At 68.5% G+C, this 23,965-nt stretch carries 24 protein-coding genes and 1 tRNA gene; 11 read left to right on the top strand and 14 right to left on the bottom strand.

Going from position 1 to position 23,965, the window contains the following annotated elements:
• Positions 1–56 precede the first annotated feature (56 nt).
• Together carA and BM310_RS12050 are read left to right on the top strand one after the other, a co-directional pair.
• Positions 57–1,127 carry a glutamine-hydrolyzing carbamoyl-phosphate synthase small subunit gene (gene carA / locus BM310_RS12055; protein WP_089808021.1) on the top strand — a complete coding sequence of 357 codons (1,071 nt, stop codon included), beginning with the start codon at positions 57–59 and terminating at the stop codon, positions 1,125–1,127.
• 276 nt (positions 1,128–1,403) lie between these two features.
• Entirely contained in the window at positions 1,404–1,862 is a 459-nt protein-coding gene (locus tag BM310_RS12050; RefSeq protein ID WP_245778486.1) for a fasciclin domain-containing protein, read from the top strand.
• A gap of 114 nt (positions 1,863–1,976) precedes the next feature.
• Here BM310_RS12050 and BM310_RS12045 read toward each other — a convergent pair whose 3' ends face one another.
• Both BM310_RS12045 and gatD read right to left on the bottom strand, forming a co-directional pair.
• Positions 1,977–2,957, bottom strand: coding sequence for a GNAT family N-acetyltransferase (locus tag BM310_RS12045; protein WP_089809211.1), 981 nt, complete (start codon positions 2,955–2,957; stop codon positions 1,977–1,979).
• Between the two features lie 8 nt (positions 2,958–2,965).
• The gene (gene gatD, locus BM310_RS12040; RefSeq protein WP_089808017.1) at positions 2,966–4,219 is read right to left on the bottom strand and encodes a Glu-tRNA(Gln) amidotransferase subunit GatD; all 1,254 of its coding nucleotides are present in this window, start codon (positions 4,217–4,219) and stop codon (positions 2,966–2,968) included.
• 144 nt (positions 4,220–4,363) lie between these two features.
• Here gatD and BM310_RS12035 point away from each other — a divergent pair, with 144 nt between their 5' ends.
• The gene (locus tag BM310_RS12035) at positions 4,364–4,870 is read left to right on the top strand and encodes a hypothetical protein (protein WP_089808015.1); all 507 of its coding nucleotides are present in this window, start codon (positions 4,364–4,366) and stop codon (positions 4,868–4,870) included.
• Between the two features lie 15 nt (positions 4,871–4,885).
• Here the strand turns inward: BM310_RS12035 and BM310_RS12030 are convergent, their stop codons facing one another.
• From BM310_RS12030 to BM310_RS12010, 5 genes are all read right to left on the bottom strand, one after another.
• Positions 4,886–5,386, bottom strand: coding sequence for a DUF7519 family protein (locus tag BM310_RS12030; protein WP_245778485.1), 501 nt, complete (start codon positions 5,384–5,386; stop codon positions 4,886–4,888).
• Positions 5,376–7,316, bottom strand: coding sequence for a DUF58 domain-containing protein (locus BM310_RS12025; RefSeq protein ID WP_089808013.1), 1,941 nt, complete (start codon positions 7,314–7,316; stop codon positions 5,376–5,378). The genes BM310_RS12030 and BM310_RS12025 overlap by 11 nt, the downstream gene beginning before the upstream one ends.
• Positions 7,313–7,999, bottom strand: a complete 687-nt coding sequence (locus tag BM310_RS12020) for a DUF4129 domain-containing protein (RefSeq protein WP_089808011.1) — start codon at positions 7,997–7,999, stop codon at positions 7,313–7,315. Before BM310_RS12020 ends, BM310_RS12025 begins: the two co-directional genes overlap by 4 nt.
• Positions 8,000–8,098: 99 nt before the next feature.
• Positions 8,099–8,767, bottom strand: a complete 669-nt coding sequence (locus BM310_RS12015) for an ArsR/SmtB family transcription factor (protein ID WP_089808009.1) — start codon at positions 8,765–8,767, stop codon at positions 8,099–8,101.
• Between the two features lie 32 nt (positions 8,768–8,799).
• The gene (locus BM310_RS12010) at positions 8,800–9,516 is read right to left on the bottom strand and encodes a DUF1405 domain-containing protein (RefSeq protein WP_089808007.1); all 717 of its coding nucleotides are present in this window, start codon (positions 9,514–9,516) and stop codon (positions 8,800–8,802) included.
• 221 nt (positions 9,517–9,737) lie between these two features.
• On the opposite strand from BM310_RS12010, the gene gpmI reads away from it, so the two are divergent.
• The gene (gpmI, locus tag BM310_RS12005) at positions 9,738–11,252 is read left to right on the top strand and encodes a 2,3-bisphosphoglycerate-independent phosphoglycerate mutase (protein WP_089808005.1); all 1,515 of its coding nucleotides are present in this window, start codon (positions 9,738–9,740) and stop codon (positions 11,250–11,252) included.
• Positions 11,253–11,258: 6 nt separating this feature from the next.
• Here gpmI and BM310_RS12000 read toward each other — a convergent pair whose 3' ends face one another.
• The gene (locus BM310_RS12000) at positions 11,259–11,921 is read right to left on the bottom strand and encodes a TVP38/TMEM64 family protein (protein ID WP_089808003.1); all 663 of its coding nucleotides are present in this window, start codon (positions 11,919–11,921) and stop codon (positions 11,259–11,261) included.
• A 338-nt stretch (positions 11,922–12,259) separates the two neighbouring features.
• On the opposite strand from BM310_RS12000, the gene BM310_RS11995 reads away from it, so the two are divergent.
• The gene (locus BM310_RS11995; RefSeq protein WP_089809207.1) at positions 12,260–12,622 is read left to right on the top strand and encodes a DUF5830 family protein; all 363 of its coding nucleotides are present in this window, start codon (positions 12,260–12,262) and stop codon (positions 12,620–12,622) included.
• A 23-nt stretch (positions 12,623–12,645) separates the two neighbouring features.
• Here the strand turns inward: BM310_RS11995 and BM310_RS11990 are convergent, their stop codons facing one another.
• On the bottom strand, positions 12,646–13,722 hold the full coding sequence (locus BM310_RS11990; RefSeq protein ID WP_177232605.1) for a DUF7115 domain-containing protein: 1,077 nt from the start codon (positions 13,720–13,722) through the stop codon (positions 12,646–12,648).
• Positions 13,723–13,852: 130 nt separating this feature from the next.
• Here BM310_RS11990 and BM310_RS11985 point away from each other — a divergent pair.
• Positions 13,853–14,008 (top strand) — tRNA-Met (locus tag BM310_RS11985).
• Positions 14,009–14,306: 298 nt separating this feature from the next.
• Here the strand turns inward: BM310_RS11985 and BM310_RS11980 are convergent.
• Positions 14,307–17,132: a DUF7827 domain-containing protein gene (locus BM310_RS11980; protein WP_089808001.1), complete on the bottom strand. Its 2,826-nt coding sequence runs from the start codon at positions 17,130–17,132 to the stop codon at positions 14,307–14,309.
• A gap of 917 nt (positions 17,133–18,049) precedes the next feature.
• On the opposite strand from BM310_RS11980, the gene BM310_RS11975 reads away from it, so the two are divergent.
• Together BM310_RS11975 and BM310_RS11970 are read left to right on the top strand one after the other, a co-directional pair.
• Positions 18,050–18,460 carry a type IV pilin gene (locus tag BM310_RS11975; protein ID WP_089807999.1) on the top strand — a complete coding sequence of 137 codons (411 nt, stop codon included), beginning with the start codon at positions 18,050–18,052 and terminating at the stop codon, positions 18,458–18,460.
• A 1-nt stretch (position 18,461) separates the two neighbouring features.
• A complete protein-coding gene (locus tag BM310_RS11970; protein ID WP_089807997.1) occupies positions 18,462–18,956 on the top strand; it encodes a type IV pilin in 495 nt (164 codons plus the stop codon).
• Positions 18,957–19,079: 123 nt separating this feature from the next.
• On the opposite strand, the gene BM310_RS11965 is transcribed toward BM310_RS11970, so the two are convergent.
• The 4 genes from BM310_RS11965 to BM310_RS11950 all read right to left on the bottom strand — a co-directional run bounded on the left by BM310_RS11965 (position 19,080) and on the right by BM310_RS11950 (position 21,355).
• Positions 19,080–19,268: a hypothetical protein gene (locus BM310_RS11965; RefSeq protein ID WP_089807995.1), complete on the bottom strand. Its 189-nt coding sequence runs from the start codon at positions 19,266–19,268 to the stop codon at positions 19,080–19,082.
• Positions 19,269–19,324: 56 nt separating this feature from the next.
• Complete coding sequence (locus BM310_RS11960; protein WP_089807993.1) at positions 19,325–19,909, bottom strand: DUF1684 domain-containing protein; 585 nt, start codon at positions 19,907–19,909, stop codon at positions 19,325–19,327.
• A gap of 40 nt (positions 19,910–19,949) precedes the next feature.
• Complete coding sequence (locus tag BM310_RS11955) at positions 19,950–20,924, bottom strand: aldo/keto reductase (protein ID WP_089807991.1); 975 nt, start codon at positions 20,922–20,924, stop codon at positions 19,950–19,952.
• Positions 20,925–21,124: 200 nt separating this feature from the next.
• On the bottom strand, positions 21,125–21,355 hold the full coding sequence (locus BM310_RS11950; protein ID WP_245778484.1) for a hypothetical protein: 231 nt from the start codon (positions 21,353–21,355) through the stop codon (positions 21,125–21,127).
• A gap of 491 nt (positions 21,356–21,846) precedes the next feature.
• Between BM310_RS11950 and BM310_RS11945 the strand changes: the two genes are divergently transcribed.
• The 3 genes from BM310_RS11945 (at position 21,847) to BM310_RS11935 (ending at position 23,907) form a co-directional block, all read left to right on the top strand.
• Positions 21,847–22,833 carry an asparaginase gene (locus BM310_RS11945; protein ID WP_089807987.1) on the top strand — a complete coding sequence of 329 codons (987 nt, stop codon included), beginning with the start codon at positions 21,847–21,849 and terminating at the stop codon, positions 22,831–22,833.
• A gap of 110 nt (positions 22,834–22,943) precedes the next feature.
• Positions 22,944–23,558: a (d)CMP kinase gene (gene cmk, locus BM310_RS11940; RefSeq protein ID WP_089807985.1), complete on the top strand. Its 615-nt coding sequence runs from the start codon at positions 22,944–22,946 to the stop codon at positions 23,556–23,558.
• 67 nt (positions 23,559–23,625) lie between these two features.
• Positions 23,626–23,907: a transcriptional regulator gene (locus tag BM310_RS11935; RefSeq protein ID WP_089807983.1), complete on the top strand. Its 282-nt coding sequence runs from the start codon at positions 23,626–23,628 to the stop codon at positions 23,905–23,907.
• Positions 23,908–23,965 lie beyond the last annotated feature (58 nt).

Below are 23,965 nucleotides of genomic sequence, written 5' to 3'. Positions count from 1 at the left end.
CGTAACTCAACTACGAAAGCAACATTTATACCCCCAGATTCCGTGTGTTTCTCGTAATGTCGGACGCCTATCTGGCTCTGGAAGACGGCCGCGTCGTCGAAGCGCGCGGTCGCGTTCCGGGGCGCACACGTGGCGAACTGGTGTTCACGACCGCGTACACGGGCTACGAAGAGAGCCTCACGGACCCCTCCTACGAGGAGCAGGTCCTGACGTTCTCGTACCCGCTCATCGGGAACTACGGCGTCCGAGACGAGCGATTCGAATCGGACCGCGTCCACCCGCGCGCCGGTATCGCCCGCGAGTTCACCGACGACGTGGTCGAGTGGCTCGACTCGGAGGACGTGCCCGCCATCGACCACATCGACACGCGCGACCTCGTCACCTCCATCCGCGAGGAGGGGGCGATGAAGTGCGGCATCGCCGTCGGCGACGACGCGACCCCCGCGGACGCCGAAGCCGAACTCGCGGCGTGCAAGGGCATGAGCGAGCACACGGACATCGGTAAGCAGGTCAGCGCCGTCGAACACGAGACGTACCGCGGCGGCGGCGAGGCGCAGGTCGCTCTCGTCGACTGCGGGGCGAAGAAGTCCATCGTCGACTCGCTGAACGAACGCGGGGCCGACGTGCACGTCCTGCCGTACGACACGACGGCCGACGAGATAGCGGACCTGGACCCCGACCTGCTGTTCATCTCGAACGGTCCGGGCGACCCGGCGAACTTCGACGACGCGCAGGCACTCGTCGAGGAGTACGTCGGCGAAGTCCCCCTCGCGGGCATCTGCCTCGGCCAGCAGGTCATCGCGCGCGCGCTCGGCGGCACCACCGAGAAGATGGACTTCGGCCACCGCGGCGTCAACCAGCCCGTCCGCGACCTGAACACGGGCAAAGTCGTCATGACGACGCAGAACCACGGCTACACCGTCGGCGACCCCGGCGACCTGAACGTCACGCAGGTGAACGTCAACGACGACACCGCGGAGGGACTGGAGAACGACGACCTGAACGTCATCACCCGCCAGTACCACCCCGAGGCCCACCCCGGGCCGCACGACTCGCTGGGCTTCTTCGACGACGTCCTCGGCATGGTCGACGCGGACGCCCGCCGAGTCGCCGCCACCGACGACTGACCATCCCACCCTACCTGACCGTTCGCGCACCACCGCACCGCCGGAGGCCGCCGGCACCGCTCTCCTTCCCTCTCCTCGCTTCGCTCCCGTCGCAACCCACGTCGCGCCGACCGTCGGTCCCGCCGCCGTCGCTCCGGAGGGGCCGAGAACGCCAGACGAGAGCACGCTTCCCGACTAGTTGGGTAGTTCGGCTATGCGTTTCGCAGACGACGGTACGAACCGCAGATGCACTCACTACGACGACGCGACGTTCTGAAAGCGGTCGGAGGCACGGGCGTGCTACTGGCTGTCGGGGCCGGGTCGGCCAGCGCTCGACGCGGTGCGAGCGCGCCGGACACCATCGTCGATATCGCCGCCGCGACGGACGACCTGAGCATCCTCGCCGCCGCGGTAGACAGAGCCGGACTTCTCGGGCTGTTGAGCGGGAACAGGCAGCTGACGGTGTTGGCACCCACGAACGCGGCGTTCGAGTCGTTCCTGGCGAGTTCGCCGTACGGCTCACTCGACGACGTGCCCGTCGACGTCCTTCGGGCCGTCCTCGCCTACCACGTCCTCCCCGGCCGCCGCTACTCGGAGTCCATCGTGAACGCGCCGCGCCTCCCGACGCTGAACGGCGCGCCCGTCACCGTGGACGGAACCGAACTGAACGGCGGACAGGCCGAAATCGTCGCGACGGACGTCGAGGCGTCGAACGGCGTCGTCCACCTCCTCGACGGCGTGTTGACCCCGCCGTAGCGCCGGCCGACGGCGTCTACGCGGTCCTTCTCTCGAAGCGAGTCAGAACGCCCGGTCGGGGGACCGTTCGGGAGCGAACGGGTCGGTCAGGCGGGAGGATAGAAGCGGGTCGGGTCAGGTCAGGTCGGCTTCCATCACGAACGTCGGTTCCTCCGCGATGTCGGCCTTCGCGCGGGCGGCGTCGGTGACCCAGCGGACACCCTCCGGAATCAGCACCCGCGTCCGGTCGGCGCCGACGGCGGCGGCGTCGCGGGCGACGGCGGCGAGGAGGGCGTCGGCCGCGTCGTCGTCGCGCCACGCCCACGCGCCGACGGCGTACTCGGCCCACGTCTCCGTCTCGCCGTCGGACTCGCGTTCGTACGTCCGACTGCGTGCGGCGAACCCGCGCGTCGGACCCGCGCCGGCGACGAGCAATCGGCCCTCGTCGGCCGCCGCGCGGAGTCGGTCGCGGGTCAGTTCGGAGACGGCCCACGACTCCTCGAAGTCGAGGACCAGTCCGCTCAACCGCGTCCGGGCCTCGCTGTTCGTCCAGAACGACCACGCGGCGTCGGGGTTCGCGTCGCCGGTGAAGACGGGAACGTCTGCGTCGCTCTCGGCCGTCGCGCCCGCGTCGGGCGTCGGGTGGACCCAGCGGAACTCGATGCCGGGGTCGTAGCCCGTGTCGCGGGCCAGCCCGAGACTCCGCACGTTCCACGAGAATATCATGTTCCTGAGGACCGTCGCGCCCGCATCGCGCGCGAACGCGAAACTGGCCTCCGTTATCGCCTTCGCCAGCCCGCGGCCGCGGTAGTCGGGGTTGACCCGGAGGCCCTGTCCCCACGCCTCGTACGGCGAGAGCGTCACCACCTGCACGATTGCGCCGAGTTCCGCGGAGGGCGTCTCCGCGCCCACGTCGACGACGAACGTCTGTCGCGTCTCGCCGTCGTCGTCGGCGATCCAGTCGTGGTAGATGTCCGGGATGTAGTCGCTCCCGCCCCTGTCGGCCCACGTGTCCGCGGTGAACGCGGCGACGGCGTCGTAGTCGTCGGGCGTCGCCGCGCGGACGGTGACCGTCTCGCCCGTGTCGTCCTCGTACCAGCCGAACGTCTCGGGCACCGTCGCGTTCACTCCCACGGCACCGACCGCTGAGTGAGTTCGCCCGACAGCGACCGCTCCATCGCCGCCGCGGGGTCGTCGAGGTTCGCCGCCGCCCACATGAGTTTCACCTTCGCGGTGCCGGGGAGGGTGTCGCCCGCCTCCACGACGCCGGCGTCGAGGAGGTCACGGCCCGTGTCGTACACTCGGTCGCAGACGCGGCCGTCCAGACACTGCGTCGTCATGGTGACGACGGTGCCCGACTCGACCAGTTCCGCCAACACGGGGATGAAGTCGGTGTGGACGTGGCCGAGACCCGTCCCCTCGACGACGAGTCCGTCGAGGTCCTGCCCGCGGAGGAAGTCGGCGTAGGCGTCGAGGTCCATGCCGGGGGTGAACTTCAGCAGGTCCACGTCGTCGCTGAGGTCCGTCGCGATGGAGAACTCCGTCTCGCCGCGGGCGTCGAACTCGCGGCGGAAGGTCACCGCTTCCGTCTCGTAGTCGACTTCGCCCAGCGGTTTCGCGCCCACCGTCTCGAACGCGTCGCGCCGCGAGGTGTGGTTCTTGCGGACGCGGGTCCCGCGGTGGAGCGCGCAGGCGTCGTCGGACTCGCTGGCGTGCATGCAGACCAGCACCTCCGCGCAGTCGGCCTTCGCGGCTTCGACGGCGCAGACGGCGTTCATCACGTTGTCCGAGGAGGGGCGGTCCGCCGAGCGCTGACTCCCCGTGAAGACGATGGGGACGGGCGTGTCGAGCATGAACGACATCGCCGCGGCGGTGAACTGCATCGTGTCGGTGCCGTGCATGACGACGACGCCGTCGGTGCCGGCCTCGATTTCGGTCTCGATGGCCTCGGCGAGTTCCCGCCACACCGCGGGCGTCATGTTCTCCGAGAGGATGTTGGCGACGACGCGGCCGCGGTAGTTCGCCCGCCCCGCGAGGTCCGGGACGGCCCGGAGCACGTCTTCGGCGTCGAACTGGGCCGTCACCGCGCCCGTCCGGTAGTCGACCGTCGACGCGATGGTGCCGCCGGTGGAGATGAGCGAGACGGTCGGCAGGTCGTCGTCGAAGGCTATCTCGGAGGTGGTCGACTCGGACTGGGCCTCCTCGACGTCGTACACGTCCGTCTCCAGTACGTCGACGTCGGCGTCCTCGCGTTCGATGCCGACGTTGTACCCGCCGTCGAGTTTGACGACGAGGTACTCCGGCGTCGTCGAGGGCATCAGTACGCCCTCGTTCGTGACGCCCGCGCGTTCGACGCGGACGCGGTCCCCTGCGTTCATACCGCGAGGTACCGCCGGGCCGGACTTGAAATCTCCCTTTCGGCGTCGACGGGGCGTCGGCCGCCGGCCCCCGTCCGTCGCGTCGAGTTTCCCCGCCGGCGACTCGGCGCAAAGCCCATACTCTCGCGCCGCGCAGGTGAACGTATGCAACGGACAGACGAGAAGGAAGCCTCCACCACCGACTTCTCGCTGGACGACGAGTTCTCCGGGGTCGGGGAGTCCGCGGAACGGTCGCCGGCGTCGGCCCGGTCCGAGTCGAACGGCGGCCGACTCGGCGGCGCGTTCTCGCCGAAACTGTTCCTCGGCGTCCTGCTCGCGTCGCTCCTCGGGGCGTTCCTCGGCGGGTCGATTCCCGTCGTCGGCTTCGTCGGCCGCTTCCTCGGCCTGTTCGCCGTCGGCTTCGGCGTCGGCCTGCTCTCGGGTCGCCGCCGCTACCTGGAGGTCGGTCTGGCGGGCGCGTTCGCCTCGGGCCTGCTGTGGGTCCTGACCACGCTGACCTCGACGTTCGCGTTCGCGCCGTTCGCCGTCGAACTCCTCGCGCAGTACGGACTCGCCATCGCCGGCGTCGGTGCCGGCGCCGGACTGCTCGCCTCGCTGGCGGGACACTACTTCGGCCGAGACCTGCGCGACGGACTCACGCGAGACATCTGAGAGCGCCGCCGTCGCTCACAGACCGACGAGCAACGCGACGACGCCGACGAGGAGTGCGACGAGTGCGAGCGCGGAGTGGCCGCCGGTGGCGACGAGGAAGACGCCGAACCCGACGCTCGCGCCGACGGCGAGGAGCGCGACGGTCCCCACCGCGTGGACCGCCTCGACGCGGAGCGTGGGGGTGTCCGCGCCGACTTCGGCCGCGATGGTGAGTCCGTTCCGGCCGACGGACCACGACACCGCGACCAGCGACGCGGCGAGGAGTACGAACGACGGCGCCATCCCCAGCGCTCCGGCGACGACGACGGCCGCGAACAGACACGCCGCCCCCGCGGAGAACGCCCGCCCCGACCGGCGACCGAGGCCGACGGCGACGAGTGTGAGACCGAGCACCCCGGCGGCGAGCGTGTACGGCGACACCGCGACGACGACGACTCCGGCCGTCGCCGCCGCGAGTGAGAGGACGCCGCTCGGCGTCGGCACCCCGCCGGGGAGCGCGTCGCGACTACGTCTCACGGCGAACCACCCGTTCGAAGTCGACGGTCGGGTCCCAGTCGAGGACCGAGAGACCGGCGTTGCGGAGTTCGCGGAGGCGGAGACGACGCCGAATCGACGCGTAGCCGAGCGCGCAGTCCGACGACGACGCCGTCGGGTCCGGGCTCACGACGCGTATCGGGTAGCCGTGCGCGTCGAGTCGCCGAGCGACCGCCCGCGCGTCGTCGTCGCAGACCGGCGAGAGGAACAGCAACTGCGTGTCGGCGTCGACGCGCCGAACGACGGATTCGACCGCCGCGTCGACGCCGACGCGTTCGACGGGAGGGTCCCACGAGAACGCGTCGTCGCCGGCGAACGCGTCCAGCAACCGGCGTCGGTGGTCGGCACCGACCCCCGGGGGGAGCCAGCACGGCCGCGGCGACAGCGCCGTGATACCGACCGGAACGCCCGACGCGACGAGTCCGTCGGCGAGAGACCGCGCCGCGGCGACGCTCCGACGGACCGCCGGCACGCCCCCGTCGTCCGGCGTCAGGTAGGCCGCCCGGCGGGCGTCCACGACGAGCAGCACCCTCGCGAGTCGCGACTCCCGGAAGTCGACCGTGGTGAACTCGCCCGTCTTCGCCTTCCGGTTCCAGTCGACGCGCGAGAGGGGGTCGCCGGGGCGGTACTCGCGAACGGAGCGGAACTCGACGCCCGACCCCTCGACCGTCGACCGGGTCTGGCCGGGGAGTACCGTGCGCTGCGGGCCGAGTCGGAGGTCCGGCGCGGGCGGGTCTGGTCGGCAGGCCACCTCGGACCCGCCCGCGTCGGCGAGCGTCTCCCGCCTGCGCAGGCCCGCGAGGTCCCGGGTGACGACGAGGGCGGGGTCGAACTCGTGGACGCCGGGGGCGGCCTCGACCGTGTACGAGAACGTCGCTCGCCGCCCGGGTCGAAGCGCGGTGGTGAACCGGGGTGTCCCCTCGGTGACGGCGAGTCCGGCGGGGACGCCGTCGACGAGTCGAACGTCCGGGAGCGTCGTCTCGCCTGCGTTCTCGACCGTCACGGTCACTTCGACGGCCGAACCGGGTTCGGGGGCGTCGTCGCCGACGGTTCGGGTCACCCTGACGGCGTCCGACGGCGGCGCGGCGACGCGGGCGTAGCCGGCGACGGTGACGCCGAACAGCGAGAGCAACAGCAGCGCCGGGCGGAGGGTGACGATGCCGAACCCGCCGGCCGCGAGGGCGGCGACCGTCGCCTGCCGCGCCCGTCCGGTCTCGACCGCGCGCGACGCCTCGCCGTCGACCGACGACCAGTACCGCCTCGTCGTCGCCGGCCGCGACTCGTCCGTCCGCGCGGCGAGGACTGTCGAGGCGCCCGCCGTTCCGTCCCGACGCACCAGTTCGGCGACGGCGTGCCGCGCCCGGCGGGCGAACGGCGGGTCACGGCCGAGGAGCGAACGGAGGTGCTGCCGAACGGAGAGCGACGGGACCGCGTCGTCGGCGAAGAAGGCCGCCGCGCGGGCGTCCGTCGTCCAGTCGCCCTCCCGAAGGCGCGCTTCGGTCTCGGACTGCGACCAGCCCTCGGTCTCGGAGAGGACGTGGACGGCGGCGTCCCGCACGTCCGAGCGCAGGGCGAGGCGAGCGGTCGGTTCGGACTGCCGCCGGTCGGTCCACGAAATCGCCGCGACGCTATCGACCAGCGACGCGCCGGGGCGGGCGTACGACGGCCGGTTGCCCGGCCGAGGGTAGCGTTCGCTCCCGGCCGCCGCGTCGGCCGCGTCGCCCGCCTCCAGTTCGGCGCGGACGTAGTGACCGGCGACGACGAGGGCGGCCACGCCGACGGCGACGAACGGGGCGGCTCGGACCGTTCCGGAGAGGTCGACGCCGGCCGTGAGCGTCGGCGCGGCGAGGAGGAGGAGCCCGAGGAGGCTCGACGCGAGGCCGACGGCCAGCGCGTCTCGGCGGCGGCTCATCGGTCCGACTCCGCGTCGCTCGGCGCGTCGACCTGCGGAATCCGGTCGAGAGCGTCCAGCGCGCGCCGTTCGCGGTCGGCCGTCGGCGGCGCGTCACCGTATCGGACCGACCGGAACAGTTCCGTCAGCCGACCGACCGGTGCGTCGGGAAGCCCGGACTCGGCCGCCCGCCGAGCGAACTCGGTGGGGGTCTCCTGCGACCGGCGACGCGTCGGCCCGGCGGACGCCAGCGCGCGCCACGCGCGGTAGACGTCGTTCGTCGGTGGCGGGCCGGTCACACCCCGCGGCGCGTCGGCCGACGGCGACGCGGGGGCGGTGGGCGACGGCGGGTCGTCGGCGTCCGGGGGCGCGCGTGCGTCGTCCCCGGTGAGTCGCACCACGACGAGAAACGCGCCGACGAGGAACAGCGCGACGCCGACGACGAGTCGTCCGAGCGCGGTTCCGTCGCCCGTCGAGTCGCTCTCCAGTTCGTTCGCGGCGTCGACGGAGGGGAAGACGAGGTTGTCGAGATGCTGCGAGGACGATTCGGCGCCACCGCCGGACGGCGAACCCGACCCGGAGGCGGCGCTGTCCCGTGGCTGTACGGCGTCCGACTGTGCCGCGGGGAGCGTGCTCGCCGCGAGACCGACGACTGCGACGGCGAACACGGTCAGTAGGAGGGCGGCGGCGCGGGACCGTTCCATCGATACGTTCGTCTCGCTGACAGAATCGGCGGCCCCGATGAAACATCTTTCCCTCCGTCGGCGCGGTCGGTCGGGGCCGGACGAGAGAGCGCCGTCCGGTCAGGCCAACGTCCCGCCGGCGACGACCCACCCGCCCTCCTCCTTCGCGACGAGTCCGCGTTCGGCGAGTCGGTGGACCGCCTCTTCGACGTCGGCGGGCGCGGCGTTGAGTTCGCGCGCGACGCCCTCTATCGTGTCCTCGCCGCGCGCGATGGCCGCGAGCGTCTCCGCGTAGAAGCGGCTGTCGGCGTCCGCGCCGATGCGCTCGTTCAGTCGGTCCAGCACGTCGGTGATACGCCCGTGGACCCAGCGCTGCGCCAGCGACAGTTCGTTCTCCAGGTCGGCGAGGTGGCCGAGTTCCTGCGCGAGTTCGCTCACGTCCTGGGCGTCCTCGGCCGGCATGTCGAAGGAGAGGTGCGGACACCGGCCGGACATGTCGAGGTTCGGACTCGCGGGATAGGCGCTCTTGGCTCCGAACCCGTACGGCGAGACGTTCACCTCGAGGCGGAGGTTGCGCGAGATGTGGAAGTACTTGCGTCGCTGGTCGTCGGTGCGGCTCTTGACGAGTCCGGCGTCCTCCAGTTTCCGGAGGTGGTCGATGACCGCCTTCGGACTCACTCCGAGGTACTCGCTAATCTCGGTGACGTAGCAGGGTTTGTGCGACAGCAACCGGAGGATGCGCCGCCGGTTCTCGTTACCGAGTAGGTCTAACAGTACCGCGGAGTCCATAACCAGAGGTAAATCACGCGGCGTGATGAGACTTACTGACGCTCGGCGGCCGCGGCGGCGTCCTCGCGCGTCGATTCGGCGCCGTGCCGGTCGAACATCCACGCCGCGAGCGCCACCGTGAGCAGGGTGAGCGTGACGGTGATACCCGCCAAGAGCGGCCCCGCTTCGTACTTCAGCGGCGGGTAGAAGCCGAAGCCGTAGTCGTACACGTCGTTGACGAGGGCGAGGACGAGGGCGAGTCCGAGCGCCCCCCGCGTCGTCTTCCCGTAGTAGGGGACGGCCACCGCCTCGACGAGGAAGAACAGGTGCGTGAGCATGATGCCCCAGTAGTCCCAGAGCAACTCGGGCGTGAAGCCGACGTAGAGGTCCGGACGGAGGTTGAGGGCGACGGCGGTCCAGACGCCGTACTTCACCAGCCAGACGAACGCGAGCGTGTGGACGACGGCGAGGACGCGGTTCGACGGCGCGTCCGTCACGCGTTCGCCCAGGTGCGGCAGGAGCGTCGCGAACGAGAGCGTCGCGAGCGCCAGCGCCGTCGGCGAGTCGCCGAACAGCGGGTACAGGAGCGAACTGACCTCCGACAGCGACGGCTCCGAGTGGACGTAGAAGCTCACGCCGAGGAGGAACGCGGCGGCGTTGACGAGGAGCAACCACGCGAGACTCGCCCCGTTGCCGAGGTAGTACTGCACCCAGCGCTCGGGAACCGGTCGCCGGAGCGTCCGCCTCGGCGTGTCTCCTGTCTCGTCCATCGCCCGTCCCGACGGGCGGCGGTCGAAAGAAGCTGTCGCGTTCCGCTCGTCGGTCCGCGCCGGGCCGCGCCGGTCTGCACCCGCGGTGGACCGCCCTGCCGCCGCCCCCGGCCCGCCGTTCGCCGAACCGCCGGAGAGAGCCGCGGACGCCCGCAAAAGACCGTGAACGACCGACATCGGGAAGCGAAGGCTAGTTACGACTCGCCCGCGTCGCCCCGAACATGCAGGCTGCGCTCGTCATCCTCGACGGCTGGGGTCTCGGCGACCACGACAGACGCGACGCGGTGAAGGCGGCGGCCACGCCGAACTTCGACCGCATCGCCGAGGCAGGTGCGTACGGAACGCTCGACGTGTCCGGACGGAACGTCGGCCTCCCGGCGGGACAGATGGGCAACAGCGAGGTGGGCCACCTCAACATCGGCGCGGGCCGCGTCGTCAAACAGGCGTACACGCGCATCGAGGACGCCATCGACGACGGCTCGTTCTACGAGAACGACGCGCTGAACTCGGCGTTCGAGCACGTCTCGGAGACGGGCGGACGCGTCCACTTCATGGGCCTCGTCAGCGACGGGGGCGTCCACTCCGAGCAGCAGCACCTCCACGCGCTCATCGAGATGGCCGCGGACCGCGGCGTCGAGGCCGTCAGCCACGCGTTCATGGACGGACGCGACACCGACCCCCACGGCGGCGAGGACTACCTCGCGGAACTGGAGTCGGTCGTCGACGACCACGGGACGGGCGACGTCGCCACCGTCTCGGGGCGCTACTACGCGATGGACCGCGACCAGAACTGGGAGCGGACGAAGCGCGCCTACGACGCCATCGTCGAACGCGAGGCCGAGTACGAGGCGGCGACGGCCGTCGACGCCGTCACCGAGTCGTACGACCGCGGCGAGACGGACGAGTTCGTCGAACCGACGCTGGTCGAGGGCGGGCCGGCGCTCGACGACGGCGACGCCGTGATATTCTTCAACTTTCGACCGGACCGCGCCAGACAGCTCTGTCGGATGCTCGCAGACATCGACCCCGAGTGGTCGTTCGAGACGTCGCCGCCGGAGACTCGGCTGGTGACGATGACGGAGTACGACGAGACGTTCCCGTTCCCCGTCGCCTTCCCGCCGGAGGAGCCCCAGCAGACGCTGGGGGAGACGCTGGCGGAGGCGGGGAAGACTCAACTCCGCCTCGCCGAGTCCGAGAAGTACGCCCACGTCACCTACTTCCTCAACGGCGGCCGCGAGGTGGAGTTCGACGGCGAGATTCGGCGCATCATCGAGAGCCCCGACGTGCCCACCTACGACGAGAAGCCCGAGATGAGCGCCGCGGCGGTGACCGACACGGCAATCGACCTCGTCGAGTCGGAGGACCCCGACGCGATGGTCCTCAACTACGCGAACCCGGACATGGTGGGTCACACCGGCGACTTCGACGCCGCCGTCGAAGCCGTCGAAGCCGTCGACGAACAGCTCGGTCGGCTGGTCGAGGCGGTGGAGGCGGCGGGCGGACACGTCCTCGTCACGGCGGACCACGGCAACGCCGACGACATGGGGACGCCGGAGTCGCCGCACACCGCCCACACGACCAACCCCGTTCCGTTCGTCTACCTCACGCCCGAAGGCGACGACGGCGGCCGAACCGTCCGGTCGGGCGGGTCGCTGTGCGACATCGCGCCGACGATGCTCGAACTGATGGGAATCGAACGGCCGGCGGCGATGACCGGCGAGTCGCTCCTCGAATAGCCCGGCTCAGGCGGCGTCGCCGTCCGCGCCGTCGGCGCGTTCGCCGTACCACTCGTACGCCGTCGGCGCGAGCAACAGCACGGCCGCGAGTCCCGCGGCGACGACCAGTCGCGCGTCTATCGCGCCCGCGAGGTCGCCCGTCGTCAGCGTCTCCGCCGAGGCGCCGGCCAGGACGCCGGCGACGGCCCACGGCAACTCGCCGACGGCGGTGCCGACGACGAACCAGCGGAGACGCACCCCGGCGATGCCGGCGCCGACCGACACCACGTCGGACGGCGCGGGGACGAGACGGCTGAGCACGACGCTCCTGAGGTCGCCCGTTCGCTCGACGAACGACTCGCCGGCCGCCGCGAGCCGACCCGTCCGGCCGTAGCGCCGGGCGAACAGGAACGGCGGTACGCTGGTCAGGACGATGAGCGCGAGGGCAAAGGGGAGGCCGACGAGTCCGAAGCCGAACCCGACGACGACGGCCAGAATCGTCGTCGGCCACGCGAGGAACGGCCGGACGACGGCGAGGGCGACGGCGGCGACGACGAGACGCGTGGGGTCGACGACGACCCACGCCGCGCGCGAGAGAACCGCGTCGGGCGAGACGGCCACCGCCGCGATGGCGACGACGACCAGCGTCACGCCGGCGACGACGCGCGAACTGACCCGAGGGCGCTCCATCGACGGACTCTCTCGCACGCGAGGCTATACGCCTTGTGCCTCGCCGGGATCCGTCCGCCGCGGCCGCCCGCCCCGCGTCACAGGCCTCGCTCTCGACCCGACCGCGGTGCGTTTTTGTCGCTGCGCCGCCCACGTGAGGGTGATTCGTGGACGACGACAGCGAGGCGCAGTCGGACCTGTCGGCCTTCGAAGTCGGGAGCGACGGCACCGCCGACGGTGGGTGCGGCCGGGACGGCGCCGCGGACGACGCCGAGAGCGGTGACCGGGCGGGAACGGGCACGAACCCGAGTCACGACGGACCCGACGCCGGCCCCGCCGCGGACCGTCCGGTGGGCGAGATGGACCGCGAGGAGCGCATCGAACTCGGCGTGGACCTCCTCGCCCACCTCGAAGCCGACGAACTCCCCCTGTCGGCGGCCGTCGACCGCATCGAGACGGTGACGACGAACCCGACGCTCACGCGGGAGATACTCGACACGGCGGAGCTTCGGGGGGTCATCGACCGGGAGGAGGGGCGCATCCTGACGCGCCGCGGCGGGACGTTCGTCCGCTTCGAGCGTCAGGTGGTCCGACGGGACGGCGACTTCTCCTGTCGGCGGTGCGGGGCCGGCCTCTCGACGGGTCACTTCGTCCGCTTCGACTCCGGCGAGTTGGGGCCGTTCGGCTCCTCGTGTATCAGGAAAGTCCTCGGTCGCGACTGAGTCGACGCCGGTCGGAGCCGCGGTTACCGACCGCGGCGCAGTTCTTCGATGAGTTGCTCGATGAGTTCGCGCTGTTGGCGAATCTCCTCGCCCTGCCTGTCGACGGTCGCCCGGAGTTCCGCGAGTTCCTCGGCGACGCGTTCGTCCGCGTCGGCCGCCGCGGACTGGAAGCCCGACCCCTCGAACCCCTCGTCGGCGTCGGCCGTCGTCTCCGTCTCCGCCTCCGCTTCGACCGACTGGGGAGACGCTTCGACCTGCTGGGGAGACGCTTCGACCTGCTGGGCGACGCTTCCCGCACTCGCACTCGCGTTCGCGGCCGCCTCGACGGGTTCGTCGGGTGCGGACTCCGAACGCGTGGCGTTCTTCGGTTCGTCGGACAGTTCCGCGGGGTTGGCGCTCAGCGGGTCGGGACCGTCGCCGAAGGAGACCTCCCCATCCTCGGCCGGCGGTTCGTCCTCCTCGGGTTCGTTCGCCTCGCGGAGTTCGTCCAGCGAGGAGACGCCCCAGTAGCTCAGCAGCGCGGATTCGAGCGTCTCGCGGAGTTCGCGCGCGTCGTCGTTCGGCGCCTTGAACCGCTCCTGCCGACCGTCGACGGTCATCACGACGGAGGTGGCGACGCTGCCGCCCTCGAACTGGAGGTCGGTCACGTCGTCGTAGCGGTACTCCTCGAAGTCGTCGTCCCACAGCGCCGACCCGATGTGCTTGACGACCCGTCCGGCGGAGACGACGAGGGTGAGTTCGCTGAACCGGAACAGTCGCTCGACCGGTTCGTCGGCCGCGAGGATGTCGTTGGCCTTCAGGACGCCTTCGACGACCGGGTGGAGGGCGCGGTCGAGGTGCTTCACGGAGAGACCGAACGACTGCTCGCCGTCGAGACCGTAGTCGAGCGTTATCTTCCCCTTCCGTCGACCTTCGGAGGCGGTGATACGCTCGGCGGTGTGCGGGTACTCCTCGACAGTCTCGTCCGAGAGTAACCCTTCCGACCGATAGACCAGCGTTCGCGTCGGCGTGGCGTACAGTTCGTCCTCGCCGCCGAGGGCGACGCGGGCGACCACGTCTTCGCCCTCGAGGGCGGACTGGACCATCTGCGGTTGGCTCATAGGTGGGTGTACCCGTCCCGGTTGATAAATCCGAGGGTGACTCGACGCCCCCTCGTGCGGCGTGGTGGCACGCCTCTCGGCACTATCAGATGAGAAGGTTAAAGAACTTCATCGGCCAACGAGTGAACGAGCCCGGGTGGCTTAGCTGGACATAGCGCCGCACTCATAGGGTTTCTGAGATTCGGTGCGGTATGCCTTGGAAGCCTCCGCCCGCTCCCCACAGGGGCCTGCCGAGCCTCAGACCTGGGACATGCGGAGATCGTGGGTTCGGAGCCCACCCCGGGCACTTCTCTCGAACGTCACGCGAACAGTCGTCTCCTTCCTCGTCGAGTCACAACGGCCGTTCGACGCTCCGAGTGCGCTCGGTTTCGCCTCTCGACCGGACCGTCTCACGGTTCGTCGGTCGTTCACGCCGTCCGTCTCGAACCGTCCGTCAGCGACGGCACCGGTTCTGCGGTCGAACGTGCGTCGGCAGAAGATGTCGTGAACGGCCGACCGTCGTCGCGCGACGGCGCTGTCGCTCTCGGTTGCGGCGTCGAAATAAGTGAAGTTCGAAGGGCCGGCGCGAGCCGGTGGTTCAGACGTTAGTCGCGACGGATGGCGAGGAGCGCGGCGGCCAGCAGTGCCGTCACGGCGACGACCACACCGAAGCCGGGCGTACCGGTCTCAGTGGCGGGCTCCGTGCCGGTGTCCGTACCGGGCGCTTCGGTGTCCGTACCGGGCGCTTCGGTGTCCGTACCGGGCGCCTCGGTTTCGGTGTCCGTCATCTCCGTCTCAGTCATCTCCGTCTCCGTCATCTCCGTCTCCGTCATGTTCGTCTCCGTCTCGACGCTCTCCACGACGTTCCCGTCGAACGTCTCGGAGTCAGCAGCGCCGCCACGGACCGTCAGCTCGAACGTGTCGCCGACTTCCTGCTCGCTGAAGTCGAACGTACTGGAGAACGTCTGGTTCTCCGTGACGTAGACGGTCGCCGTCTTCAGGAAGCTCGGCTGCGTGTCGCCGCTGGAGCGGGCGCGCAGGCTGACTTCCGTGCCGGGTGCGACGGTCGTCTCGCCCATTATCGTCTGCTCGCCAGAGGCCGAGACGTTCACGGGCTCGTCGACCATGTACTCGGCCTCGACGAAGCTGTACTCGTCGAGGACGGTCTCGCCGTCTTCAACGTCGGTGAGGTTGTCTTCGTCCTCGTAGACGGTGAAGTTGGCTTCGAGCGTGTCGTCATCTTCGATGGACCGCGTGTCCGTGTTCAGGTTGTTGGAGTCCGTGTCGTAGATGATGAAGTACGTGTCGTTCTCCGAGTCAGCCCACACGGTCGCGTTGTCCGGGCCGAGGAGGACCTGGTACGGGTCGCGGTTCGCACCGGGGTCCATCTGCTCGACGGTGAGCTTGTACTCGTCGCCGTCGTTGTCGAAGAACTCACTCGTCACCTCGTCCTCGTCCTGAGCGCCCAGCAGGCCTTCGAGACCGGAGGCCTCGAGCTGGTGGACGGCCATGTCGCCGTAGGCGATCTGGTTGGACTGGGTGAGGTTGTTGTCACCGACCGCGTCGTAGAGTTCTTCGGTGTCGTCGAAGCTGGTGCCCGTCGGGGCGGTCCAGCTACGGATGGACGTCGTGTTGCGCTCTTCGAGCGTCAGCGTGCCGACGCCCTGCGAGTCTTCTTCCTCGCTCTGACCGGCGCGGACTTCGAGGTCGTACTCGCCGGATTCGAGGAGCGAGTCGACGCCTTCCTCGATGGTGGCGTCAGTGATGGAGTCGTCGTCGTCCTCCAGGTTGGGCACGTCGTAGACGTTCGTGTTCTCGACGTTACCCGAGCGACCCGTTGCCGCCCACGTGTTGAACAGGAGGTTGACTTCGCCGTCGCCGTTCTCGTCTTCGACCGTCACGTTGCTGCGGTAGCCGACGTCGTCGGACCCGAGCGTCAGGGTCGCGTAGTCGGTGTTCTGCAGCGTGATGGTGATGTTCGCGACGTCACCACGCTGTTCGGTGATGATGCCGGAGCCGCCGATGTCGGCGCGGCCCTCACCAGCGTCGGTGACGACGATGGAGGAGGATTCCGCTTCGACACCGGACTGGTTGTCCGTCGCCAGCACGGTGTAGTTACCGTCGTCGAGGTCGAGGTCGGAGGCGTTGTACGTGAACTCGTACTCGGCCTGACCCGTCAGACGAGCGGCGATGGTGCTGCCCTGCTCGTCGACGACGTCGCCGTCGGAGTCGAGCAGTTCGAGCGTGACCGGACGGTTACCCGCGTTCGCGGAGACCGTCCCTTCGATTTCGTCGTCGTTCGTGATGTTCAGGTCGTCGATGTCGACTTCCAGACCGAGGTCACGAACGTTGACCGTCGCTTCGCTTTCGCCTTCGATGGAGATGTTGTACTGACCGATGTCACGGTCGTCCGTGTCGAAGACGAACACTTCGCTGTTCGCACCGGTGCTACCGGACACGAAGTAGTCGAAGTCCTCTTCGCCGCTGGCTTCGACTTCGATACCCGTGTCGGTGCCGTCAGCGACGACGGCAACCTGCGAGCCCTGGTAGGCGTTCACGTCTTCACCGCCCGTCACGGTGACGGGTGCGACCTCGACGGTCTTGTTACCGGTGTTGGTGAGTTCGTTGCCGCCGGCGTCGGTGATGCTAGACGTGAGGAGAACCTCGATTTCGCCGGTGTTGACGTCAGAGCCGTCGACAGTGGCGATGTACTGACCGCCACCCTCGTTGCTGACGGACTCGGTGAACTCGCTCACCGTGCCGAGCGGTTTCTCGTCGAGGTAGAGGTTGGCGTCACCGAGGTTGTTGACTTCCTCGCTGAACGAGAACTCGATTTCGGTCTCGTCGTCGGTGGTGTCAGCGTCGTAGTGGACCGATTCGAGGTATTCGGGAGCCTCGGTGTCACCCGACGCGTCGGCGTCGTTGATGGTGACGGTCTGCTGAGCGCTCTCGGACGTGCCGTCGCTGTCCGTGAGCGTGAAGCTGATGGGACCGGAGACGTCACCGTCGACGTTGGACGGCGCAGCCACGTCCATCGACCCGTTGAGGTAGATGGTGTCGTTGTGGGCTGTGCCCGTCGCGTCGAACGAGACGTTCAGGCTGTCACCGTTGACGTCGCCCGAGGAGACGGTGGTGATCACGTCACCATCTCGGGTCTCGACGGTGAGGCCAGTGGCGTCGTCAATCGTCCCTGCGGGGAGGGTGACGTTGACGTAGTCGTCGCCAGCGCTGTCAGCATATCCAGTGAACGATACGTTCAGGTTGTGTGTCTCCGTGGTTCCTTCGTCCAGATTGTCTGGGTTGAAGAAGTCCACAGAGGCACCAGTAACCGCAGCAGCGCTTCCAGCGAACGCGACGGTGCCGGCGAAAACCGACATGACCATCAGCGCCGCGAGGAATACCGCGCGGAGTTGCTTCGTGTTGCTTGTCATGGATTTTTGGAGTTGTTGCAGACGGCAACACCGGCTTTCGTCCACCCTCTGTATCCCACAGAGCGCCCGACCGCACGGACTTGGATGGAGTTACTCACGGATGTCACCATGGGCAGGGGTACGTACGGTCCGACGACCGTGTCACGTAAATACTTTCTGTACTAACACGATGGCCACGAGTTAAACTCCCTGTCAGTCGCCGATGTAGGAATTATCAACAGAAAACCTTTTTTGGACTGACGAGTTAGGTGACGGTGCGTACTGCCGCCTTGGGTAGGGCGGACCGCACTTCGCGGTTCCGTACGCACGCCGCGCGCCCTCCGTGTCCGCGCGGCTTTCGTTGGTCCCACGGTCGCCCGCTCCCCGCACGATTCTGCTCGGTACTCCCCCGCCGAGAGCCGTGACCGTCCTCGATGCAGTGGCGAGAGGCGGTTGTTCGTCCCGAGTGAGCGGTGCGGCTCTCGCGTGCGCGGGCACGAACAACTTACGACGAGCGACTGCGGCACCGCGCCTCGACGAGAGCCACTGAACATCGGCGACCTGACCGACGACGGGCCGAGTAGCGCGTCGGGGTTGGGACGCCGACCGGACCGATCGGAGCATCGGCCCCGTCGGCGCTCGGGCGGCCGGCCGGAAACGGCCCGACTGTTCGATAGTTTTTGTCTATCCGCCCGAAACTCCCGAACAGGGGTGACTACCCCCATTTAAACTGGTCTTAAAGGGGTGATTAACGGATGAACTCGTATATGACTGTTCGGTTAACTTGACCTTTAGATTTAAGTTGGAGTAGCGTATCGGGGCGAATAGACACGCCACGACAGGGGATGGGACGGTGGCCCACCGACTCCGGTGGGGTCACCGAGGGGGAAGCGAACCGCCGACTCTTCTGTCGTCGGAGTGTGTCCGACAAACCAACCATGAAGCTCAAACAGCTGTTCACGGACGACTCCGCGGTGTCGCCGGTCATCGGCGTCATCCTGATGGTGGCCATCACGGTCATCCTCGCCGCCGTCATCGGCACGTTCGTGCTCAACCTCGGGGGAAGCGTTTCACAGACTACGCCGCAGGCCAGTTTCGGATTCGATTACAACAGTACCGGTATCAACGTTACCCATGAAACTGGGGACACGATCGATATCAGTACGGCAACTGTCAGAATCGTTGGAGGCGACGACGACGTTACGTGGAACGAAGGCGATCAGAGGATCAGTGCTGGCGATATGCAGGTTCTCAAGGGGTACAACAACGGAGAGACGTACCGCGTCGTCTGGGAGAGCGAGAACGGCGATAACTCCGCGACGCTGAGCGAGTCCACGGCTCCGAACTAAAATGAAACTTAAACAATTATTCACGGACGACTCCGCGGTGTCGCCGGTCATCGGCGTCATCCTGATGGTGGCTATCACGGTCATCCTCGCCGCCGTCATCGGCACGTTCGTGCTCAACCTCGGGGGAAGCGTCTCGCAGACCACGCCGCAGGCCAGTTTCGGATTCGACTTCGAGGACGCCTCGAACGACAACGTGACGATCACGCACGAGACGGGTGATACGATCGACGCAAGTCGACTGAACCTCACGGCTACGAAGGACGTCGACGTCGCTACGGACAAAAATTTGGTCGGTATATCTACCGAAACTACCAGCTCAAGCGAGGGATTCACTGACTCTGGCGGCTTCGGTTCGTCGGCGTCTGTGAGCGCCGGTTCGACGCTCTACGCTGGCGGCAACGGAGACCTCAGCGGACAGACGTTCCGCGTCGTCTGGAACTCCGAGAACAACGAGAACTCCGCGACGCTCTCGGAGTACACGGCACCGAACAACTAATCGGCGACTTCCCTTTCTTATCGACGCCACGCGGCGAGCGACGGCCACTCCTCGACGACGCGAACGCCGGAGCCAGCGCTCGGGACCGTAGCTTCGAGACGAAAAATCAGCGCGAGACGCCGTCTAGACCGGTCGACCGCCGCCGGACGTTCCGACGAGCCACGTCCCCACCGTGAGGACGAGAGCGGCCACGGCCAGTGCGTACACCGAGACACCCGCGACGCCGGGGACGACGCTGGGGAGGAACGCGAGCGTTCCGACGACCATCAGAACCAGACCGACGAGCGCTTTCTTGCTGCTGAGCAGTCCCATGCCTGACGCTGGGCAGGCGTCGAATATGTGTATTGCGCTTTCATCGTGCGATTGTGTCACTCGTTAGCAGGCGACCAATCGCGCTCGCCGGCGGCGACGGCCACCTCCAGCCAGTTCTCCTCCGGGGGGAGTGGACAGGCGAAGGTGTCGCTGTAGGCGCAGAACGGCGTGTACGCGAGGTTGAAGTCCAAGACGACGGACTCGCCGTCCGTCAGCCCGTCTTCGGGATGGAGTTCGAGGTAGCGGCCGTTCCGGTAGGACTGCTGGCCCGTCGTCTTGTCCCGGAACGGGACGAAGATGGCGTCGTCGTCCTCGCGTTCCTGCTGGTAGCCGTGGAGTTCGACGGACTCCCCGCGGAGTTCGAAGGCGAACGTGACGAGTCGGAGGTAGCGCACCTCGTTGCCCGCAGTCGTCTCCATCGTCACTGGTTCGGGGTCGTCGTGGACCCGCACGGTGACGGCGACGCGGGCGTCGGGGTTCGGGTCGAAGTAGTCCAGTCCGGAGAACGAGTCGCGTTGCTCGGGCGGAATCGGGGACTGCGGGTGCGAGGCGAAGAAGTCGTCCTTCTCCTCGCGTTTCCGCTGCAGTTCTTCGGCGTAGGCGTCCGGGTCGACGTCCGCGGCGGCGTTCGCGTCGGTCATACCCGCCGATACGATGCCGCGCCCGGTACGTCTGACGGTTCTACTCCGCCTTCGCTTCGAGGAGGCGTTCGAACTGGTCGGCCGTCAGCGACACCTCCGCCGCGGCGAGGTTCTCCCGCAGTTGGGACACCGTGCGCGCGCCGACGATGGGGGCCGTCACCTGGTCGTGGTGGAGCAACCACGCGAGTGCGACCTGCCCCGGCGAGGCGTCGACGTCCGCGGCGACGGACTCGACGGCTTCGAGGGCGTCGAAGTTCTCCGACGTGAGGTACGAGTCGACGAACTGCTGGTCGGAGGCGGCCCGCGAGTCGGCGGGCGGTTCCTCGCCGCGACTGTACTTGCCCGTGAGGAACCCGCCCGCGAGCGGAGACCACGGGACGACGCCGACGTCGTAGTCGGCGCACATCTCGAGGTAGTTGCCCTCTATCTCGCGGTTGACGACGTTGTAGCGCGGTTGCGCCAGCGTGAACGGTTCGTATCCCCGCTTGTCGGCTATCTCGTTGGCCTTCACCACCTTCCACGCGTTCGGTTCGAACGTGGACGTCCCGAGGTAGTTCACGGTGCCGTCGCGCACGAACTCGTCGAGCGTTCGCATGAACTCGCGCGCCGGCGTGTCGTCGTCCCACCGGTGGGTGTAGAGCACGTCGACGTAGTCGGTCCCGAGTCGGTCGAGCATCTCGTCGATGCTCCGGCGGAGGTGCTTGCGGTTGAGTCCGCTCCCGTTCGGGTCCTCGCGGGTGGGCCAGTATATCTTGGAGGCGACGACGAAGTCCTCCCGGTCGCGCTCGGCCAACCAGTCGCCGACGTACTCCTCGGCCCGCCCGCCGCCGTACATGTCGGCGGTGTCGATGAACGTCCCGCCGGCGTCCGCGTAAGCGTCGAGCAGTCGATGTGCTCGCTCGGGACCCACCTCGACGGCCCCCGTGTCGTCTTCGCGGCCGAACCGCCACGTCCCGAAGGCCACCTCGGACACCTTCGTCCCGGTTCGACCCAGCGAGACCGTATCGAGCGTCATGGCTGTGGCAAACAGCGGTCGGGCGGTAAACGCCTCGATTCGTCTCCGAGCGAGAAGCGGTGCGACCGGCGGACGCGATCAGTTCGGGGCCGAGAGAAAACGAAGAAGCGTGGGAGGGCCGGAGTGGTGGGGGAGGGCCGAAGCGGTGGGAAGCGGTGAGGGTGGACCGAAGCGGTGGGAACGGTGGGGGAGGGCCGAAGCTACCGATTCTCGGTCTCGTCGCTGCTGTGCCCGTGCCCGATGACCAGGGCGGCGACGTTGACCGCGAGGAGCGACCCGAACACCGTCGCCTGTCCGCCCCGGAGGCCGCCGTGCAGGAGCGGTAAGTAGAGGAAGGGGAGAGCGACGGCCAGCCAGAACGCGACGAACTGAATCGGATAGGCGACCAGTTTCAGTCCGAAGCGGACGGTGTTCGGCGTCGTTGCTATCACTTCGCGCAGTCGGGCGAAGCGTTCGTGGGGGACCGTTGATGACGAGTTCGACATTTCCTGGGGCACACCTCACCTGTCCGAAGGCCGGACACTCACATTAACCCGCCCGAGAGTTGGCGTCTGTTCATAACCGTTTAAATCAGACAGTAACGGAACGATGACTGTTCTAAACGAGGCGAGAGACTCCGAGATAGTTTATTCAGCTCATAGAATCGGTTTCGATGTGAAACCGTTCGTGACAAGATACGTTCTTTTGGAAGATACTGTCGGAGATGAGATAATCGTCTGACGCGGTCGAACGCGGCGGACGCGCCCACAGACTACCGAACCGGCTGCGGGCCGCGAGTCCCCTCCATTTCACCCGGTGACGGGGAGAAAACGTTCCGATAATCCGACGTGACGGGGTCGTACGCGCCGCTATCGGGGGTGGGACCGACGCGCGCCGGTGGCGAAAGACGTAATCGACGCGGCGGCGTCCTCGGGGACGAACGATGTCTACGGTACACGTCGTCGGGTGCGGCGGAACGATAGCGAGCGAACCAGCCGAGGACGGCGCGGCCCCCGCGAAGGCGGGCGAAGAACTCGTCGAGGCGGTGCCGGCCGTCGCGGACCACGCGTCGTTGCGCGTCACCGACGTCGGGTCGCGACCGGGGTTCGACATGGACTTCGGCGTCGTCGCCGCGGCCGCGGACGCGGTTCGAACCGCCGCGGCCGACGGCGCGGACGGCGTCGTCGTCACGCAGGGGACGGACACGCTCGCTGACACGGCGTACGCGCTCGACGTCGCCTGCGACGTGTCGGTGCCCGTGGTCGTCACCGGGTCGCAACGGCGCTTCGACGAACCGGGGTCCGACGCCCCGGCGAACCTCTTGACTGCCGTCCGGGCGGCCGTCGACGACCGATTCGCGCCGGGCGCCCACGTCGCCTTCGACGACGAACTCCACGCCGCCCGCGACGCGGTCAAGACGCACACGAACGCGCTGGACACGTTCCAGTCGCCCGGAAAGGGACCGGTGGCGATGTTCACGCGCGCGACGACGCGCATCCACCGGGACCCCGCGCGGGCCGCGTCCGACCTGTCGCTCCCGGCCGAGGCTCTCGACCCGGACCGGGACGCAGGTGACTACGCCGTGGTCCCCGTCGTGCACTCGGGGACGGGCGTCGACGGGAGCGCCCTCGAACGCCTCCTCCCAGACGCCGACGGCGTCGTCGTCGAGGGGACGGGACTCGGCAACGCGACCGGTCCGCTCGGAGACGCCGTCGCCGACGCTCTCGAGTCGGTCCCCGTCGTCGTCTCCTCGCGGTGCCACGCCGGCCCGACCGAGGCGGTGTACGGCACCGCGGGCGGCGGCGTCACCCTCCGCGACCACGGCGTCGCCTACGCGGGCGACCTCTCGACGGCGAAGGCGCGGGTGAAACTCGTCCTCGCTCTCACCGCCGGACTCTCCCGCGAGTCGGCCGCGGCGACGTTCGAGTGACCGCCGCGTTCGGGCGAAGCGGTCGTCGCGGCGGCGGGAGACAGACCCACTAGCACGGCAGACGCTCGTCAGCGGCTTTTTGTGGTCGTAGGGTGACGACCCGAACGTCAATGATGGAGGAAGACGCCGCAGCGGGACGGTCCGTCGATAGCAACCTGTTCATCACCGTCTCCGGCCCGCCGGGATGCGGGGCGACGACGCTGTGCGAAGGCCTCTCGCGGTCGCTCGACTGCGGGTACGTCTCCGGCGGCGACATCTTCCGCGAACTCGCCGAAGAGCGCGGGATGTCGCTCTCGCAACTCATCGCCAAGGCCGACGAGTCCGACGAGATAGACCGGGCGCTGGACCGTCGCCTCCGCACCATCGCCGAGCAGTGGGGGACGGCGAACAAGGCGTTCGTCCTCGAGTCGCGCCTCGCCGGGTGGCTGGCGGGCAACCGGGCGGACCTGCGAATCTGGCTCGACGCGCCCGAGGAGGTCCGCGTCGAACGGACGGCCGACCGCGAGGAGATGGGGGCCGAGATGCGCGTCCGCGAGGTGAGCGAGGCGGGCCGGTACGAGTCGTACTACGGCATCGACGTCTCCGACCAGTCGTTCTACGACCTCCGCGTCAACACCGCGCGGTGGAGTCCCGAGGCCCTGCTCGAAATCGTCCTCACGGCCGTCGAGGAGTACGACGCCGAGGTGGACGAGGGCGCGTTCCACACCCCGGACGTCGAACTGTAGTCGAGTCACTCGCCGCCGCGGCGTCCTCGGAGTCGGACTTTTGGGCCGACGGCGCCTCCGTCCGCGCATGGCAGACCTCAACGACGTCGCGAAGCGCATCCACAACGTCTCGCCGAACCCCGTGCGCCTCACGTTGGACGACGGGTCGTCGGCCGTCTACCGCATGCACAGCACCGAGTTCTTCCAGCAGGAGTTTCAGGCGGAGGGCGAACGGGTGGACGACGACGCCGAGTACCGTCTCGTCACCTCGGCGGACAACGAGTCCGTCCTCCTCGGCCGGAAGGGAGCCGACGAGGACGGGTGGACGATGGTCGCCGAAGTCGTCGAGGCGACGCGCGCCGACTCGTAGGCCGCCCGCCTCGGGCGAGGCGACGGATCTCGTGCCGACGGAGCCGAGCGTCTCGACC

Origin of the sequence: Halogeometricum rufum, assembly GCF_900112175.1 — an archaeon.
Classification (GTDB): domain Archaea; phylum Halobacteriota; class Halobacteria; order Halobacteriales; family Haloferacaceae; genus Halogeometricum; species Halogeometricum rufum.
Note: the sequence above shows the minus strand (reverse complement) of the source record. Positions and strands in the feature narration are given on the sequence as shown.

What these genes read in the sequence shown, in the direction of transcription:
- BM310_RS11945 (WP_089807987.1), top strand. Translation starts at nt 21,847, where the DNA reads ATGTCTACGGTACACGTCGTCGGGTGCGGCGGAACGATAGCGAGCGAA.
- BM310_RS11980 (WP_089808001.1), bottom strand. Translation starts at nt 17,132, where the DNA reads ATGACAAGCAACACGAAGCAACTCCGCGCGGTATTCCTCGCGGCGCTG.
- BM310_RS12020 (WP_089808011.1), bottom strand. Translation starts at nt 7,999, where the DNA reads ATGGAACGGTCCCGCGCCGCCGCCCTCCTACTGACCGTGTTCGCCGTC.
- gpmI (WP_089808005.1), top strand. Translation starts at nt 9,738, where the DNA reads ATGCAGGCTGCGCTCGTCATCCTCGACGGCTGGGGTCTCGGCGACCAC.
- cmk (WP_089807985.1), top strand. Translation starts at nt 22,944, where the DNA reads ATGATGGAGGAAGACGCCGCAGCGGGACGGTCCGTCGATAGCAACCTG.
- BM310_RS12010 (WP_089808007.1), bottom strand. Translation starts at nt 9,516, where the DNA reads ATGGACGAGACAGGAGACACGCCGAGGCGGACGCTCCGGCGACCGGTT.
- BM310_RS11965 (WP_089807995.1), bottom strand. Translation starts at nt 19,268, where the DNA reads ATGGGACTGCTCAGCAGCAAGAAAGCGCTCGTCGGTCTGGTTCTGATG.
- BM310_RS12000 (WP_089808003.1), bottom strand. Translation starts at nt 11,921, where the DNA reads ATGGAGCGCCCTCGGGTCAGTTCGCGCGTCGTCGCCGGCGTGACGCTG.
- BM310_RS12035 (WP_089808015.1), top strand. Translation starts at nt 4,364, where the DNA reads ATGCAACGGACAGACGAGAAGGAAGCCTCCACCACCGACTTCTCGCTG.
- BM310_RS11960 (WP_089807993.1), bottom strand. Translation starts at nt 19,909, where the DNA reads ATGACCGACGCGAACGCCGCCGCGGACGTCGACCCGGACGCCTACGCC.
- BM310_RS12015 (WP_089808009.1), bottom strand. Translation starts at nt 8,767, where the DNA reads ATGGACTCCGCGGTACTGTTAGACCTACTCGGTAACGAGAACCGGCGG.
- carA (WP_089808021.1), top strand. Translation starts at nt 57, where the DNA reads ATGTCGGACGCCTATCTGGCTCTGGAAGACGGCCGCGTCGTCGAAGCG.
- BM310_RS11955 (WP_089807991.1), bottom strand. Translation starts at nt 20,924, where the DNA reads ATGACGCTCGATACGGTCTCGCTGGGTCGAACCGGGACGAAGGTGTCC.
- BM310_RS11990 (WP_177232605.1), bottom strand. Translation starts at nt 13,722, where the DNA reads ATGAGCCAACCGCAGATGGTCCAGTCCGCCCTCGAGGGCGAAGACGTG.
- BM310_RS11970 (WP_089807997.1), top strand. Translation starts at nt 18,462, where the DNA reads ATGAAACTTAAACAATTATTCACGGACGACTCCGCGGTGTCGCCGGTC.
- BM310_RS11975 (WP_089807999.1), top strand. Translation starts at nt 18,050, where the DNA reads ATGAAGCTCAAACAGCTGTTCACGGACGACTCCGCGGTGTCGCCGGTC.
- BM310_RS12025 (WP_089808013.1), bottom strand. Translation starts at nt 7,316, where the DNA reads ATGAGCCGCCGCCGAGACGCGCTGGCCGTCGGCCTCGCGTCGAGCCTC.
- BM310_RS11935 (WP_089807983.1), top strand. Translation starts at nt 23,626, where the DNA reads ATGGCAGACCTCAACGACGTCGCGAAGCGCATCCACAACGTCTCGCCG.
- BM310_RS11995 (WP_089809207.1), top strand. Translation starts at nt 12,260, where the DNA reads ATGGACCGCGAGGAGCGCATCGAACTCGGCGTGGACCTCCTCGCCCAC.
- gatD (WP_089808017.1), bottom strand. Translation starts at nt 4,219, where the DNA reads ATGAACGCAGGGGACCGCGTCCGCGTCGAACGCGCGGGCGTCACGAAC.